The sequence below is a fragment of the Lentzea tibetensis genome (assembly GCF_007845675.1).
GTDB classification, from domain to species: Bacteria; Actinomycetota; Actinomycetes; order Mycobacteriales; family Pseudonocardiaceae; genus Lentzea; species Lentzea tibetensis.
The window spans coordinates 445,556-463,317 of the sequence record NZ_VOBR01000001.1 but is presented as its reverse complement, the minus strand read 5'-3'; the positions used below and the strand labels follow the sequence as shown (position 1 = coordinate 463,317).

Here is a 17,762-nt window from a genome sequence, read left to right as displayed (position 1 = left end):
CTCCTCAGAGTTCCCGTGTGTTGCCGTCACCGAAGGCAACTCGTTCCAGCTCCAGCAGGATCTTCTCCTCGACGAGGTCGGCGAGCGCCGAGACGGTGCGCGTGGTCAGCACGTCCCGCGGCGTCAGCGACACGTCGAACCTCTCCTTCGTCCGCGCCGCGACGTGCAGGCTGCGGATCGAGTCGCCGCCGAGTGCGACGAAGCTGTCCTCCACGCCGACGCGGGGCACGTCGAGTGCCTCCGCCCAGATGTCGGCGAGCACGCGCTCGGTGTCCGTGCGCGGTGCCACGTGACCGTCAGCGGTGAACTCGGGTGCGGGCAGGGCGGCGCGGTCGAGCTTTCCGTTGAGGCTCAACGGGAACCTGTCGAGCAGCACGAACGCCGACGGCACCATGAAGTCCGGCAGCGACCGTTCGAGGAACGACCGCAGCTCCGCAGTGGACGGAGAACCCTGAGCCGGCACCAGGTAGGCGACGAGGCGGTCGTCGCGGGCCACCACGACCGCGTCGCCGAAGCGACGCAGCAGGGTCTCGATCTCGCCGAGCTCCACCCGGAACCCGCGGACCTTGACCTGGTGGTCGGTCCGGCCGACGAACACCAGCTCGCCGTCCGGGGTCCAGCGGACGAGGTCGCCGGTCCGGTACACGCGTTCGCCGGGGGCTCCGAACGGGTCGGGCACGAAGCGTTCCGCGGTGAGACCCGGCCGGTTCAGGTAGCCGCGAGCGAGCCCGGCACCCGCCACGCACAGCTCACCGGGCACACCGACGGGCACGGGCCGGAAGTCCGCGTCGACCACGTACACCCTGGTGTTGCGGATCGGCCCGCCGATCGGTGGTGTGCCGTCCGGTGACAGCGGTTCGCTCCAGGTGGTGACCACGGTGGACTCGGTCGGTCCGTAGGCGTTGATCATGCGACGACCCGGTGCCCAGCGTTCGACCAGTTCGGCCGAGCAGGCGTCCCCGCCGACGACCAGCGTGCGGAAGCGGGGCAGTTCGGTGTCGGGCACGGTCGCGAGGGCGACCGGTGGGATCAACGCGTGTGTGATCCCGTGCCGCTCCACCACGTCGGCCAACTGCGTGCCGAGCAGGGCACCCGGCGGCGGAACCACCAGTGCGGCCCCGGCGGGAAGCGACATGCACAGTTCGAGCACGGATGCGTCGAAGCTGGGGGAGGAGAACTGCAGGACCCGGTCTCCGGGCCCCACCTGGAAGTGCTCGATCTCGGCCGAGGAGAAGCTCGCGATGCCGTGGTGCGTCACGACGACACCCTTCGGCTTGCCGGTCGAGCCCGACGTGTAGATCACGTAGGCCGGGTGCGCGGGCAGTGGCCGGACACCGGTCGCTACGTCCACTGTGGACAGATTGGCGTCGGCGAGCAGTTCCGGTGTGAGCACCAGCACGGGGTCGGCGTCGTCGAGCATGAACGCGATGCGCTCCGCCGGGTAGTCCGGGTCGACCGGCAGGTACGCCGCGCCCGCCTTCAGCACCGCGAGCTGCGCCACCACGATCTCCACCGAACGCGGCAGCACCAGCGCCACGATCTGTTCCGGCCCCGCGCCGCGGCTGATCAGCCAGTGCGCCAACCGGTTCGCCCGCCGGTCCAGCTCGGTGAAGCTGAGCTCGGTGTCCCCGGCGATCACTGCAGGCATGTCTGGTGTGCGCGCGACCTGTGCCTCGAACAGCTCGGCCAGGGTGGCCTGCCGGACGTCGGCGGCGGTGTCGTTCCACGCCACCAGCTGTCGTGTGCGGTCGGTCTCGGTCAGCAGGTCGACCTGCTCGATCCGCGGGTCGTCGGTGACGATGCGCAGCAGGTGCACGAGATGATTGGCGAGCCGCTCGGCCGTGGCCGAGTCGAACAGGTCCGGGTCGTAGCCGAGCTCGATCGACAGCCGTTCGCCGGGGCTGACCACCACGCTGAGCGGGTAGTTCGTCGTCTCGAGCGCCTGCAGCTCGCGCAACCGCAGGCCGTGCGTCTGCGCGGCCTCGTCGTTGATCGGGTAGTTCTCGAACACGACGATGCTGTCGAACAGGGTGAAACCCGCCCGGCTCTGCAGGCCGGCGAGCGGGACGAAGTCGAACCGGCGTGCCTCGGCCTGCGCGTCCTGCAGCTCGCGCAACCAGTCCACGACGTTCGCGGCGGCGTCGACCTCGACGCGCACCGGCAGCGTGTTGATGAGGATGCCGGTGATGTCGTCGACGCCGGGCAGGTCGGCCGGACGGCCGGACACCGTGGCGCCGAAGCAGACGTCGCGCTGTCCGCTGCACCGGGACAGCAGCAGCGCCCACGCACCCTGCACCACGGCGTTCAGCGTGAGCCTGCGCTGTTTCGCGAACTCGTAGAGGCGGGCCGACTCGGCAGCGCCGAGATCACACGCCGTCCACTCGGACGACCGGCTGGCGTGCGTCGTGGCCGGCATCCGGTCGTACGGCAGGGCCGTCGGCACCTCGAAGCCCGCCAGCACGTCCCGCCAGTGGTTCTCGGCCCGCCGCCGGTCCTGTCCGCTCAACCACTCGAGGTAGTCGCGGAACGGCCTGCGGGGCGGCAGTTCCGGCTCCGCTCCGCGTCGTAGCGCGGCGTGCGCCGCGAAGACGTCGGTCAATACCTGGAAGACGCTCCAGCCGTCCAGCAGCACGTGGTGGAACGTCCACAGCACCTGGACCTCGTCGCCCGGCAACCGGGCCAGCGTCACCCGCAGCAGAGGTGGGCAGCCCAGGTCGATGCCCTCGGCGAGGTCGGTTTCGAGCAGTGCGCGCAGCTCGTCGTCACGGTTCGCCGTGGTCCAGTCGAGGTGGCGGATCGGCACGGTCACCACCCGGCGCACCAGCTGCACCGGCTCCTGCACGCCCTCCCAGACGATCTGGCTGCGCAGCACCGGCGTCCGGTCCACGACGTGCTGCCACGCGGCCGCGAGCACCTGTGGGTCGTCGACCCCGCCCAGCACGAACGTCGCCTGCTCGCAGTACACGCCCTGGTCGCCCTGCGACAGGCCGTGGAACACCATCCCGGCCTGCATCGGGGTGAGCGCGTAGATGTCCTCGACGTCCCTGCCGTCGCCCGTGATCCGGTCGACCTGCTCCTGACCCAGCCGCGCGAGCGGGAAGTCCGACGGCGTGCACCCGCTCGACGTGGGCAGCGCGCAGTGCCGGATGATCTCGCGCAGGGCGCCGAGCACGTCCTCGGCGAGCGCGGTGATCGTTTCCGCGCGGTGCACGTTCCCGGAGTACGACCAGGTGAACCGCAGGCACCCGTCCTCGACGGCCCCCACCACGTCGAGCAGGTGGTCGCGGTGCGCTTCCGGGCTGATGTCGGACGCCAGCGGACTCGCCGACAGGTACAGGTCGGTGCCCGCGGCGCCTGTGTCGAACCGGCCGAGGTAGTTGAAGCTGATCTGCGCGGTCCGGGGGAGCGGCGTGCGGGTCAGGTACCGGAGCGCGCCGAAGCCGAGACCGTGATGAGGAACGGCCCGGAGCAGCTCTTTGGTGGCCTTCAGCGTCGTCGCCCAGTCGCCGGTCGTGCCGAGGACGACCGGGAACATCGTGGTGAACCAGCCGACCGTGCGGGATAGGTCGACACCATCGAGCAGGTCCTCGCGTCCGTGGCCTTCGAGGTCGACGAGCACGCGGTCGTGTCCGGTCCAGCCGGTCAGCGCGCGGCCGAGCGCGGCGAGCAGGGCGTCGTTGATCCGCGTGCGGTAGACGCCCGGCACGTCCTGCAGCAGTGCCCTGGTCTCATCCGGTCCGAGCCGCACGCTCACGTCCCGGGTCGACTCGAGGTCGTTGGTGCCAGGTAGGTCGACCGGCAGTTCGGCGTGTCCCGTGACCGCCTGCCAGTAGCCGACCTCGCCGCGCAGACCGCCACGCCGCACGTGGTCGGCGAGCCGGTGCGCCCACTCCCGGAACGACGTGGTCTTGGCGCCCAGCTCGACGGGTTCGCCGCGGACGGCCTGCCGGTAGGCGGTGACGAGGTCCTCCAGCAGGATCCGCCAGGACACGCCGTCGACCACCAGGTGGTGCACCGACAGACGGAGCTCGTCGCCGCACCGCACGGCGTTGAGCAGCGGGCCGGTGCCCAGGTCGAACCGGTGTTGCCGCAGCACGTCCGCGGGTTCGACCGGCGCGTTGTACTGCTCCCAGCCGTCGTCGGTGTGCTGGAACCGCATCCGCAACGCGTCGTGGTGCGCCAGCAGCGCGTCCAGCGCGGTGCGCAACGCGGACTCATCCACCTCCGGCACCAGCGTGAGCGTGACCGACTGGTCGAACCGATCCGGCTGTGCCGGGTTCGTCTCGAAGTACCAGCGCTGGATCGGTGTCAACGGCACCTCACCGACGACCGGTCCCTCGTCGAACGGGGTCACCTCGGCGGGGGCCGCGTGTGCCGCCAGTGCGGCCACCGTCCCGTGGCGGAACAGATCCCGCGGGGTGAGGGCGAGACCGGCCTGCCGCGCGCGCGACACCACCTGGATGCTCAGGATGGAGTCGCCGCCCAGCTCGAAGAAGTTGTCCTCGACCCCGACCCGTTCGAGGCTGAGGACCTCGGTCCAGATCCGCGCCAGCACCGTCTCGGTCTCGGTGCGCGGTGCGACGTAGCCCGCGCCGCTGTCCCAGGCCGGCTCGGGCAGTGCACGGCGGTCCAGCTTCCCGTTGCGGCTCAACGGCAGTTCGTCCAACGCCAGGAACGCCGACGGCACCATGTAGTCGGGCAACGCCGCCGCGGCGTGGTCACGCAGCTCGGCCGTGTCCGTGTCGGTGACGACGTAGGCGATCAGTCGCTTGTGGACACCGTCAGCAACCACGACGGCCTCGCGGACGGCCGGGTGCGCGCACAGCACCGTCTCGATCTCACCGAGCTCGATGCGGAAGCCGCGGATCTTGACCTGGTCGTCCGCGCGTCCCACGAACTCCACCACGCCGTCCGGTTGCCAGCGCACGACGTCGCCGGTCGCGTACATGCGTGAGCCCGGCTCGCCGAACGGGTCGGCGATGAACCGTTGCGCGGTGAGGCCGGGCCGGTTGAGGTACCCGCGCGCGACGCCGGCTCCCGCGATGTGCAGTTCACCCGCGATGCCCGGCGGCACCGGCCGCAGGCGCTCGTCGAGCACGAGGACCCGCATGTTGTCCTGCGGGCGTCCGATGGGGATGACGTCGGGCACCGGCTCGCTGATGACGTGGTGCGTGGCGAACGTGGTGGTCTCGGTGGGGCCGTAGCCGTCGACGACCGTCGTGCCGGGGCACGCTTCGAGCACCCGCCGTGCCGCCGCTGCGGGCACGACGTCGCCGCCGGTCCACACCTCGCGCACACCCCGCAGGCAGTTCGGCGCGTCCTGCGCGATCATCCGGAACAGTCCCGCGGTGAGCCACAGGCTGGTGACGTCGTGCGTCGTGATGGCCGCGCGCAGGGAGTGCACGTCGAGATCGGCGTCCGGCGCCACCACCACCGTGCCACCGGCGAGAAGCGGCACCCACAGCTCGTAGGTGGACGCGTCGAACGCCGGCGGCGAGTGCAGCAGCACCCGCTCGTGCGCGCCACCGCGGAAGCACCGGTCGTGCGCGAGTGCCGCCACGTCCCGGTGTCGCACGGCGACGCCCTTCGGTGTGCCGGTGGAGCCGGAGGTGTACATGACGTACGCCAGGTTGTCCGGGTGCAGCGATACCAGCGGCGTCTCACCTGACTGTTCCGCGCCGACTACCACGGTCGGTCCACTGTGGACCAGTCGGTCGGGTGTGTCCGTCACCAGCACCGACGCGCCGGCTTCCGCGAGCACCAGGCGCATGCGGTCGGCGGGAGCGCGCACGTCCAGCGGCACGTAGGCGCCACCGGCCTTGACGATCGCCAGCTCCGCCACGACGACGTCGGCGGACCGGTCGAGCAGGAGTCCCACCGGCTGGTCCGGCCGCACGCCCAGCGCCACCAGCAGGTGTGCCAGGTGGTTGGAGCGTTCGTCCAGCTCGCGGTAGGTCAACGACTCGGCGCCGGTCACCGCCGTCGCGCCGGGCGTGCGCCGGACCTGGTCGGCGAACAGGGCGGGCAGCGTCGCGTCGGGCACGTCGTGCGCGGTGTCGTTCCACGCAACGAGCACCTGGTGCTGCTCGGCGTCGGTGAGCAGCGCGAGCTCGTCCACCGGCCGGGTCGGGTCGTCGGCGATGCCGGACAGCAACATCTCCAGGTGCGCGGCGATCCGCTCGACCGTCGCGGTGTCGAACAGATCGGGGTCGTGGTCCAGCGCGATCGACAGCGCGTCGCCGGGGGAGACCACGACGCTGAGCGGGTAGTTGGTCGGCTCCAGGTCCTGCACCTGCCGCAGGTGCAGCCCGTGTGCCGCGAGCACGTCTTCGTCGAACGGGTAGTTCTCGAACACCACGATGCTGTCGAACAGCGTGCCTCCGCACCAGTTCTGCAGCTGTGCCAACGACACGAAGTCGTACCGGCGCGAGCCGGACTGGGTGCCCTGCACGTCGTGCAGCCACGACGCGACGGTCCGCGCACCGTCCACGTGCACCCTGGTCGGCACGGTGTTGATGAACATGCCGACCATGGACTCGACGCCGGGCAGATCGGCCGGACGGCCGGACACGGTTGTGCCGAAGACGACGTCGCGTTCGCCGCTGTACCGGGACAGCAGCAGGCCCCACGCGCCCTGGACCGCCGTGTTCACGGTCAGGCCGTTGCGCGCGGCGACGTCACGCAGTTGCGCGGAAGCCTTGGGGGACAAGGTGATCCGGACCCGCGCGGTGGACCGGGTGCGGTGTGCCTCCACGGGTTGCCGGTCGAACGGCAGTGCGGTCGGTTGCTCGAAGCCGGACAACACGCCGCGCCAGTACTCCTCGGCCGCCCGCTGGTCCTGCGCGGCGAGCCAGCGCAGGTACTCGCGGAACGGCGGCCGGGCCGCCAGCTCCGGGCGGCCGCCGTGGGTGATCGCGTGGTACTGCTCGCACACCTCGCCGAACACCTGCGCGGCGCTCCACCCGTCCAGCAGCACGTGGTGGAACGTCCACACCAGCATGATCTCGTCGTCCGGCAGCCTGATCACGGTCACCCGCATCAGCGGCGCCGTGCCGAGGTCGATGCCCGCGGTGCGGTCGCGTTCCAGCAACGCCGGCAGCTCGTCCTCACCGGTCGCGCGCCAGTCGAGGTGGGCGACCGGCAGCCGGACGTCGCGGCACACCACCTGCAACGGCTCCGGCACGCCCTCCCAGACGAACCGGCTGCGCAGGACCGGCGTCCGCTGCACGACCCGTTCCCACGCGACGCCGAACGCGTCAGGATCACGTACGCCGCAGAGCCTCAGCCGCACCTGGTTGAAGTACGTGCCGCCGCCGTCGACCAGGCCGTGGAACACCATCCCCGCCTGCATGGGCGTCAGCGGGTAGACGTCCTCGACGTCGTCGCCGGTGGAACCGGGGCCGACGAGCCGGTCGACCGCCGCTTGGTCGAGGCGTGCCAAGGGGAAGTCCGACGGCGTGCGGCCGCCCGCGTCCGGCTGGGCGCAGTGCTCGACGATCTCGTGCAACGCTCGCGTCATGTCGTCGGCCAGCCGCCGGATCGTCGTCTCCGCGTGGATCTCGGTGCTGTGGTGCCACGTCAGCTCCAGGCGGCCGTCCTGGACGGCACCCACGACGTCGAGCAGGTGGGCGCGTTCGGTGTCCGGGCTCGCGTCTCCGCCGAGTCCGCTCAGCCTGCCGAGGTAGTTGAAGCTGATCCGCGGTGCCAGGTCGAGGTCGGTGTCCGTCAGGTACCGCAGCGCGCCGTAGCCGAGACCGTGCAGGGGGATGGCGCGAAGGTCTTCCTTCACCGTCTTGAGGGCGGTGCCCCAGTCGTCCGACGTGGTGAGCGTGACCGGGAACATCGTGGTGAACCAGCCGACCGTGCGGGACAGGTCGACGCCGTCGAGGAACTCCTCGCGGCCGTGCCCCTCGAGGTCGACGAGTACGCGCTCGTGTCCCGTCCAGTGCGCCAGCACGCGCCCGAGCGCGGTCAGCAGCACGTCGTTGACCTGCGTCCGGTACACGCCCGGCACGTCATGCAGCAACGCCCGCGTCGTCTCGGCGTCGAGCCGGACGGTGACCGATCCCATCGTGGCGACGGTGTTCGCGCCGTCGCCGTCCGCGGGAAGTGCGGTCTCAGCGCGCACCGAACGCCAGTACTCGACCTGGTCGTCGAACCCGCCCGTGCGCGCGTGCTGGGTCAGCCGGTGTGCCCACTCGCGGAACGACGTGGTCTTCGGCCCGATGTCGTCCCCGCGGTACGCGGTTTCCAGGTCCTCCAGCAGGATGCGCCACGAGACACCGTCGACCACGAGGTGACGGGCGACCAGACGCAGCTCGTCTCCGGCGCGGACGATCTCCAGCAGCGGACCGTCCGCGTCCGGCAGCGACGGGTTGTACTGACGCCAGCCGTTCTCGGTGCGGTCGAAGCGCATCCGCAACGCGTCGTGGTGCGTCAGCAGAGTGGCGACCGCGCGGCGCAACCGGTCCTCGTCGACGTCGTCGAACGGCACCGGCACGGACTGGGTGAACTGCTCCGGGTGCGCGGGCTTCGTGGCGAAGTACCAGTGTTGGATCGGCGTCAGCGGCACCTCGCCGACGACCTCGTCCTGCTGGGCGGCGGTCACCGGACCGCTGTCCGGCAGGTGCGTGACCAGCGCGGCGATGGTGGGCCGCTCGAAGAGGTCGCCGGGCGTCAGGTTCAGCCCCGCCTGCCGGGCACGGGACACGACCTGGATGCTCAGGATGGAGTCGCCGCCGAGCTCGAAGAAGTTGTCTTCCACACCCACGTGCTCGGCACCGAGTACCTCGGTCCAGATGTTCGCCAGCACCGTCTCCGGTGCGCACCGCGGCGCCACGTATCCGGCGCCCGAGCCCCACTCCGGCGAGGGCAGGGCGTTCCGGTCGACCTTGCCGTTCACGTTGAGCGGCAGGCGTTGCACGGCGATGAACAGCGACGGCACCATGTAGTCCGGCAGCGTCCGGCTCAGGAACTCCCGCAGGCCGGCGGTCTCACCGACCACATACGCGACGAGCCGCTTGCGACCCGCGTCGTCGTGCAGCACGACGGCTACGGCCTCGGCCACGTCGTGGTGGCGCGCGAGCGCGGCCTCGACCTCGCCGAGTTCGATCCGGAAGCCGCGGATCTTGACCTGGTCGTCCGTGCGGCCGACGAACTCGAGCTCGCCGTCGTCGGTCCACCGCACCACGTCGCCGGTGCGGTACATGCGCTCACCCGGCGAGAACGGGTTGGCCGGAAACCGTTCCGCGGTGAGGCCCGGCTGACGGAGGTATCCGCGTGCGAGCCCGGCGCCGGCGATGTACAGCTCACCCGGCACACCCGGCGGCACCGGCCGCAGGTCCTGGTCGAGCACGTAGGCACGCGTGTTGTCCAGCGGCCGTCCGATGGGCACCACGTCCGGCACATCGTCCACAGTGGACATTCCGCGCTGGGTGGCGTAGGTCGTGGTCTCGGTCGGCCCGTAGACGTCGACGACCTGCAGACCGGGGCACGCCTCGAGCACGCGGCGCATCGCGTCGGCCGGGACGATCTCACCACCGGTCCACACCTCGCGCGCACCGGTGAGGCAGTCGGGGGCCTCCTGGGCCACCAGGCGGAACAGGCCCGAGGTGAGGAACACACTGGTCACGCCATGCCGCGTGATGGCGTCGCGCAGCACCTGCACATCGAGGTCACCGGGCGGCGCGACGACCACCTGCCCGCCGTTCAGCAGCGGCACCCACAGCTCGTAGGTCGAGGCATCGAACGCCTGCGGTGAGTGCAGCAGCAGCCGGTCGTGCGCACCGCCGCGGAACCGGCGGTCGACCGCGAGCGCCACCACGTCGCGATGCCGTGCCGCGACACCCTTCGGGCGCCCCGTCGAGCCGGAGGTGTAGATGACGTAGGCGATGTTGTCCGGGTGCACGGTCACGCACGGCGCGGCCGTCGACTCGGCGGACAGCGACGGGTCGGCGTCGACCACGACGACGGCCCCGTCGTGCACCTCTCGTGTCGGCGTCTCCCACGCCCGGTCGGTGAGCAACACGGTGGCCCCTGTTTCGCGGAGCAGCAGACGCAGCCGCGGTGCGGGCGCACGCACGTCCAACGGCACGTACGTCCCGCCAGCCTTCAGCACGGCCAGTTCCGCGACCACGAGGTCGACGGAGCGGCCCATCAGCAGCGCGACGGGCTGTTCGGGCCGCACGCCGAGCTCCACGAGGCGGTTGGCCAGCTGGTTGGCACGCCGGTCCAGTTCGGCGTAGCCGAGCTCGCCGTCGTCGGTGATCAGCGCCGGCGCATCGGGGCAGCGCCGGACCTGGTCGGCGAACAGTTCGGGCACGGACGCCTGCGGCAGGTCGTGGGCGGTGTCGTTCCACTCAACGAGGACGCGGCGCAGCTCGTCGTCGGTCAGCATCGGCAGGTCGGCGACCAGGCGCCGCGGGTCGTCGGCGATGCCGCCGAGCAGTCCCAGCAAGTGCTCGGCGAGCCGTTCGACGGTGCCCAGTTCGAACAGCGTCGGGTCGTAGCCGAGCGTGAACGACAGCTGCTCGCCGGGATAGGCGACGACAGCGAGCGGGTAGTTGGTCACCTCGATCCCGCTCAGGTCGCGCACACCGAGTCCGGTGATCGGGTAGTTCTCGAACACCACGATGCTGTCGAACAGGTTGACGCGTTCCGGCAACGCGGTCCACGCCCGCAGCTGGCTGAGCGAGACGTGCTCGAACCGCCGCGCCTCGCTCTGCGCCGCCTGGAGATCGCTCAGCCAGGACGACACGGGCTGTCCACTGTGGACGTCGGTGCGCACCGGGATGGTGTTGATGAACAAGCCGGTGATCGACTCGACACCCGGCAGGTCGGCCGGGCGACCGGAGACCGTGGCGCCGAAGCAGACGTCGCGCTGCCCGCTGTACCGGGACAACAGCACCGCCCAGGCGCCCTGGACGATCGTGTTCAGAGTGAGTCCGTTGCGTTGCGCCACCTCCCGCAACCGCGTGGACTGCTCGGCGGGCAACGCCGCACGCACGGACGCCGAGGACTCCGGGGTGTGGCCGGGCTGCCCGTCGTAGGGCAGGGTGGTGGGCTCGGCGAGGTCGTGCAGGACCTGGCGCCAGTGCTGCTCGGCTTCGTGCTGGTCCTGGCGGCTGAGCCAGTCGACGTAGTCGCGGAACGGGCGTCGTGTCACCGACTCACCCCGCAACACCTCGAGGAGAACGCCGAACAGGCTCCAGCCGTCGAGGGTCACGTGGTCGAACGTCCACAGCACCTGGACCTCGTCGTCAGGGAGCTGGGCCAGCGTGATCCGCATCAGCGGCGCCCGCCCGAGGTCGATGCCCCGTGCCCGGTCGCGGGCGAGCAGCGCGGTCAGCTCCTCGTCCCGGTTCGCGTTCGTCCAGTCGAGTCGGACGATCGGTACGGTCGCCGAGCGCTGGACCACCTGCAGCGGTTCCTCCACGCCTTCCCACACGACGTGCGAGCGCAGCACCGTGGTCCGGTCGACCACGCGTTGCCACGCCTCGGCGAGGTCGTCGATGTGAGCGTCGACGACGAAGGTGATCTGCTGGAAGTACGCCGCCGAGTCCCGGCGCGCCAGCCGGTGGAACACCATGCCTGCCTGCGTGGGGGTGAGCGGGTAGATGTCCTCGACGTCGTCGCCAGTGCAGCTGTGGCCGCACAGCCGGTCCACCGTCGACTGGTCGAGCCGCGCGAGCGGGAAGTCGGACGGCGTACGCCCGCCGGCGCCCGGACTGGTGCAGTGCGCGACGATCTCGCGGACCGCGCCGATCATCTCGTCAGCCAGTCTGCGGACCGTGGCCTCGTCGTGCACCTCGTCGCTGTAGAACCAGGTGAACTCGAGGCACCGGTCGTCAACGCGGCCCACGACGTCGAGCAAGTGGGGGCGTGACTCCGCCGGATCGGCGCTCAGCTCGAGCTGGCCGTGGAGCCTGCGGTACAGCCCGGTGGGCAGGTCGAACCGGCCGAGGTAGTTGAAGCTGACGTGTGGCGTGATCTGCTCGTCCAGCACGCCGTAGCCGACACCCCGGCGCGGCACGGCGCGCAGCTGTTCCTTCACCGACTTCAGCACCGCGTCCCAGCCGTCACCGGACGCGTCCAGCGTGACCGGGAAGATCGCGGTGAACCAGCCGATCGTGCGGGAGACGTCGCCGAGGAACTCCTCCCGCCCGTGGCCTTCGAGGTTGACCTGGACGTGGTCGCGCCCGGTCCAACGGCTCAGTGTCCGGCCGAGTGCACTCAGCAGCACGTCGTTGATCTGCGTGCGGTACGCACCGGGGACGTCCTGCAGCAACGCCTTCGTCTCGGCGGCGTCCAGCCGGACGGTCACGGCGCAGGTCGACGCCACGGTGTTGGCGCCTGCCCTGTCAACCGGCACCGGTAACGACTCCACGTCGGCCCAGTACTCGCGTTCCTCTCGCAGCACCGGCGTCTCGGCGAGGGTGCGCGCCCAGTCGCGGAACGACGTGGTCTTCGGCGGGAGTCGACGGCCCTCATACGCGGTTCGCAGGTCCTCCAGCAGGATGCGCCACGACACGCCGTCAACGACCAGGTGGTGCACCGCGACGAACAGGACGCGGCGATCGGGGAGGTCGAACAGCACGGCCTTGAGCAGCGGGCCGCTGTTGAGGTCGATGCTCGCGTGCGTCTCGTCGGCGATCGTCCGCATCTCGTCCGCAGTGGACACCACGTGTCGTGCGAGCACGGTGGTCGGTTGCGGGGATGCGTTGTGCTGCACCCACTCGCCGTTGATCCGCTCGAACCGCATCCGCAACGCGTCGTGATGCTCGAGCAAGGTGTCCAGCGCCGCCCGGAGAGCGCTCTCGTCCAGGTCGTCGGCGAGTTCCAGCAGCAGTCCCTGGTTGAAGTGGTGCGGCCGCAGGGGGTTGGTCTCGAACCCCCATCGCTGCGCGGGGGTGAGCGGCACCCACCCGGTGACCGCTCCCTGCGGAACCTCCTCGGGAGCGGCTTCGGTCACATGCTCGGCGAGAGCGGCGATGGTCTGGTGCTGGAAGACGTCCTTGGACGTGAGTGCCAACCCGGCCTGCCGGGCCCTGGACACCACCTGGATGCTGAGGATCGAGTCGCCGCCCAGCTCGAAGAAGTTGTCCTCGACCCCGAGAGCGTCCACCCGGAGCACCTCGGCGAAGATCGTCACCAGAACCCGTTCGGTCTCGGTGCGCGGTGCGACGTGACCAGCGCTCGCGCTCCAGTCCGGCGCAGGCAGCGCGTTGCGGTCGAGCTTGCCGTTGGGGTTGAGCGGCAACGCCTCGAGCGTGACGACGGCTGACGGCACCATGTAGTCCGGCAACGTCTGGCCGACGAACTCGCGCAACTCCGGTGTGGAGATCCGCGCTCCTGGCACCGGCACCACGTGTGCGACCAGCCTCTTGTGACCAGACGTCTCCACGACGACGGCCACCGCCTCGGCCACCGCGTCGTGGCGCAGCAGCGCGGACTCGACCTCTCCGAGCTCGATGCGAAACCCGCGGATCTTCACCTGGTGGTCGGTCCTGCCGAGGTACTCGATCTCCCCGGCGGCGTTCCACCGCACCACGTCACCGGTGCGGTAGAGCCGGGATCCGGGTTCGCCGAACGGGTTCGCCACGAACCGTTCCGCGGTCAGCCCCGGCCGATTGAGGTAGCCGCGCGCCAGCCCGCGACCGCCGAGGAACAGCTCACCCGGCACACCGACGGGCACCGGACGCAGCGTCGCGTCGAGGACGTAAGCCCGCATCGTCCGGATCGGCCTGCCGATCGGCGGCGTCCGGTCCTGACCGTCGTCGTACCAAGCCGTGGCGTACACGGTCGCCTCGGTCGGGCCGTAGATGTTCGAGATCCGGCTGCCGGACAGCGTCGCCCGGATCTCGCGCACCGCCCGCGCCGACAGGGCTTCGCCCGCCAGCACCACGTTGTCCGGTTTCACCGACACGTCGCCGATCACCTGGGCGAACGCCGACGGCACCGCGCTGATCAGGCTGACCCGGCCGGCAGGCTGGTCGGCCAGCGCCAGCACGTTGTCGACGACCTCGATGCGGCCGCCCAGCAGGAGCGGGCAGAAGATCTCGAACACCGACACGTCGAAGTTCAACGACGTGGATGCGACGACGTGCGCGAGCCCCTCGGCACCGAAGTCGTGAGCCGCCCAGGTCACCAGGTCTGCGGCGCTCTCGTGCGCGATCACGACACCCTTGGGACGGCCGGTGGAGCCCGACGTGTAGATGCAGTACGCAGGTTGCGACGGCAGCACCGAGCGCTCGACGTCGTCGTCGGGCACGTCGACCGCGGACAGGCGCTGGAGCTCGTCGCTCGTCAGCACGAACACCGGCTCGGCGTCATCGAGCATGAAGGCGATCCGATCCTGCGGATAGGACGGGTCGATCGGCAGGTACGCGGCCCCGGTCTTGAGCACGGCGAGCAGTGCGACGATCATGTTCTCGTCGCGCGGCAACGAGACAGCCACGAACCGCTCCGGTCTTGCACCGCGCTCGGCCAGCAACCGCGCCAGGTGGTTCGCCCGCCGGTTCAGCTCGTCGTAGGTCAGGGTGATGCCGCAGGCCGTGACCGCGATGGCCTCCGGCGTTCGCGCCACCTGGGCCTCGAACAGGTCAGGCAGCACCGCGGGCTCGGTGCCGGAACCGGTGTCGTTCCATCCGTGCAGCACCTGCTGCCGTTCGGCCTCGCCCAGCAACGAGATCTCGGCCAGCGGGCGGTCCGTGCCGGCGACGATGCCGGTGAGCAGCGCCTCCAGGTGCCCGGCCATCCGCTCGATCGTGCCCAGGTCGAAGAGGTCGGTGTTGTACTCGATCGCGAGGTTCAGACCGTTGTCCCTGGGCAAGAACTCCACCACCAGGTCGAACCGGGCGGAGTGCCGCGGCAGGTCGTACTCGCCGATGCGCAGGCCCGCGGTCTCACGCGGCCGGACGATGGCGTTCTGCAGCACCACCAACGCCTGCACGAGCGGTGTGCGGCTGGGGTCGCGTTCCGGCTGCAGCGACTCGACCAGCCGGTCGAACGGGAGCTCGTCGTGCGCGAACGCCTCCAGCACGGTCTCGCGCACGTCGGCGAGGAACTCGGTGAACGTGGCCGAGTTGTCCACGGTGGAGCGCAGCACCACGGTGTTGACGAAGAAGCCGGCGAGTGCCTCCAGTTCGGTGCGGGTGCGGCCCGAGCTCACCGTGCCGATCGCGATGTCGGACTGACCGGTGTATCGGGACAGCAACACCTGCACTGCCGCGGAGAGGGTCATGAACAGCGTTGCGTTGCGCTCGTGGCTCGCGTCGGTCAGTGCGCGAACCAGATCGGCGTTTAGATCGCGGCGGTGCACCGCACCCGCGGTGGTGCGCAGCCGGGGACGTGGCCGGTCGGTCGGGAGGTTGAGCGTTTCGATGCCGGCCAGCTGGCGCTCCCAGTAGGGGAGGTGCTCGGTGACGTCGAGCCGGTTGCTGTGCCACAGGGCGAAGTCCGGGTACTGGATCTCCAGCTCGGGCAGCTCGCCACCCCCGTAGAGCTCCGCGAGCTCGTCGACCAGCAACGACACCGACCAGCCGTCGGTGATGATGTGGTGCTGGCACAGCAGCAACACGTGCTCGGCCGGGGCGACGCGCACGAGCACAGCTCGGGTCAGCGGTCCCTGCCGCAGGTCGAACGGCCGGCGCAGCTCGTCGGCCAGCACGTCGTCCACCTCGGTCGTCTCGACCTCGCGCAACGGGATCTCGCCCGACTCGGCCACGAGCTGCACACCTTCTCCGGCAACGGAGTCGAACGTGGTGCGCAGCGACTCGTGCCTGCGGACGAGTGCGTCGAGCGCCGCGCGCAGGGTCCCGACGTCCAGCGGCCCGGACAGCCGCAGGCCGACGCCGGTGTTGTACTCGACGCCGCCCGCGGTGAGGTCGTCGAGGAACCACAGGCGCTGCTGCGCCGGGGACAGCGGCAGCACCACGCCTCGCGGAGCGCGCGTGACCCGGTCGGTGTCTCCGCTCGAGCGTTGCGACGGCACGAGCGCGGCGAGCCGTCCGACCGTGCGAGCATCGAAGACCGCCCGTGGCGGCAGGTCCACGCCGAAGTGCGTGCGGACGCGGGAGAGCACCCTGACACCGAGGATCGAGTCACCGCCGAGGTGGAAGAAGTCGTCGTCGACGCCGACCTGGTCGACGCCGAGCGTTTCCGCCCAGATGTCCGCGATGACTTGCTCCGCGCTGCTGCCCGATGCCGTGCGGCCGGTGACGCGGACCGGTTCCGGCAATGCCGAGCGGTCCAGCTTTCCGTTGGGGCTCAACGGGAACTGGTCGAGCACGACGAATGCGGACGGCACCATGTGTGCGGGGAGCCGCTCGGCGACGAACGTGCGCAGTTCGTCAGGTAGCGGCCGGTGCCCGTTGCTGGGGACGACGTAGGCGACCAGCCGCTTGTGGCCGTTGTCCTCGCGGGCTACGACCACGGCATCACCGAACCGGCGCAGCACCGCCTCGATCTCACCGGGCTCGATGCGGAAGCCGCGGATCTTGACCTGGTGGTCCGTCCGACCGACGAACTCGAGATCGCCCGCCGCGTTCCAGCGCACCAGGTCACCGGTCCGGTACATGCGTTCGCCGGGAGCGCCGAACGGGTTCGGCACGAACCGTTGCGCGGTGAGGCCCGGCCGGTTGAGGTAGCCGCGGGCGAGGCCGCTGCCGCTGACGTACAGCTCACCGGGCGTGCCGATCGGCACGCGGGTGAGATCGCCGTCGAGGACGTGGACCTTCGTGTTCCAGATCGGCTTGCCGATCGGGGGCGGACCGCCCGGCGACAGCGACTCGCTCCACGTGGTGACCACTGTGGACTCCGTCGGGCCGTAGGCGTTGATGAGGCGGCGGCCCGGCGCCCAGCGTTCGACCAGCTCGGCCGTGCAGGCGTCGCCGCCGACGATCGGGCTGCGGAAGCAAGGGAGTGCGACGTCGGGCACCGTGGCCAGCGCGACCGGCGGGATCAACGCGTGGGTGATCCGCTCCTCGGCGAGAACGTCGGCGAGGTGCTGACCGAGCAACGGCCCCGGCGGAGGCACGACGAGTGCCGCTGCCGCGGGAAGCGACATGCAGAGTTCCAGCACGGAGGCGTCGAAGCTCGGGGAGGAGAACTGCAGGATCCGGTCGCCGGGCTTCACCTGGAAGTGGTGGATCTCGGCCGCGGCGAAGCTGGCGATGCCGCGGTGGGACACGACGACGCCCTTGGGTCTTCCGGTCGAGCCGGAGGTGTAGATCACGTACGCCGGGTGTTCGGGCAGCGGTGTGACCCCTGGCGGCCCGTCCTCGTCCACTGTGGACAAGTCGTCCACGGTGAGGAGGTCCTGACCGGGCAGTCTCTCGGCGATCGAGGCCGGGTGATCACCAGCACGGGCCGGGCGTCGTCGAGCATGAACGTGATGCGGTCGGCCGGGTAGTCCGGGTCGATCGGCAGGAATGCGGCGCCCGCCTTCAGCACGGCGAGCTCCGCCACCACAATGTCCACCGAGCGCGGCAGTGCCACCGCGACGATCCCTTCGGGACCGGCGCCGCGGCGGATCAGCAGGCGGGCCAGCCGGTTCGCGCGCGCGTCGAGTTCGGCGAAGGTCAGCCGGCCGCCGGGGTGGATCACTGCGGTGGCGTCCGGCCTGGTCAGCGCCTGCGCCTCGATCAGACCGGTGAGCGTGGTCCATGCGACGTCGCGGCCGGTGTCGTTCCAGCTGTCCGGCGGCAGCGACGCGGCGCCGGCGGACGGGGTGACGGTGTCGGGAGAAGCCATCGAAGCCACGA

General features: G+C 70.7%; 2 protein-coding genes. Both read right to left on the bottom strand.

The window, feature by feature from the left end:
* Positions 1–4: 4 nt before the first annotated feature.
* Positions 5–17,287, bottom strand: coding sequence for a non-ribosomal peptide synthase/polyketide synthase (locus FKR81_RS45555; RefSeq protein ID WP_268891514.1), 17,283 nt, complete (start codon positions 17,285–17,287; stop codon positions 5–7).
* The gene (locus tag FKR81_RS44820; RefSeq protein ID WP_235921224.1) at positions 17,230–17,751 is read right to left on the bottom strand and encodes an AMP-binding protein; all 522 of its coding nucleotides are present in this window, start codon (positions 17,749–17,751) and stop codon (positions 17,230–17,232) included. The genes FKR81_RS45555 and FKR81_RS44820 overlap by 58 nt, the downstream gene beginning before the upstream one ends.
* Positions 17,752–17,762: the final 11 nt, after the last annotated feature.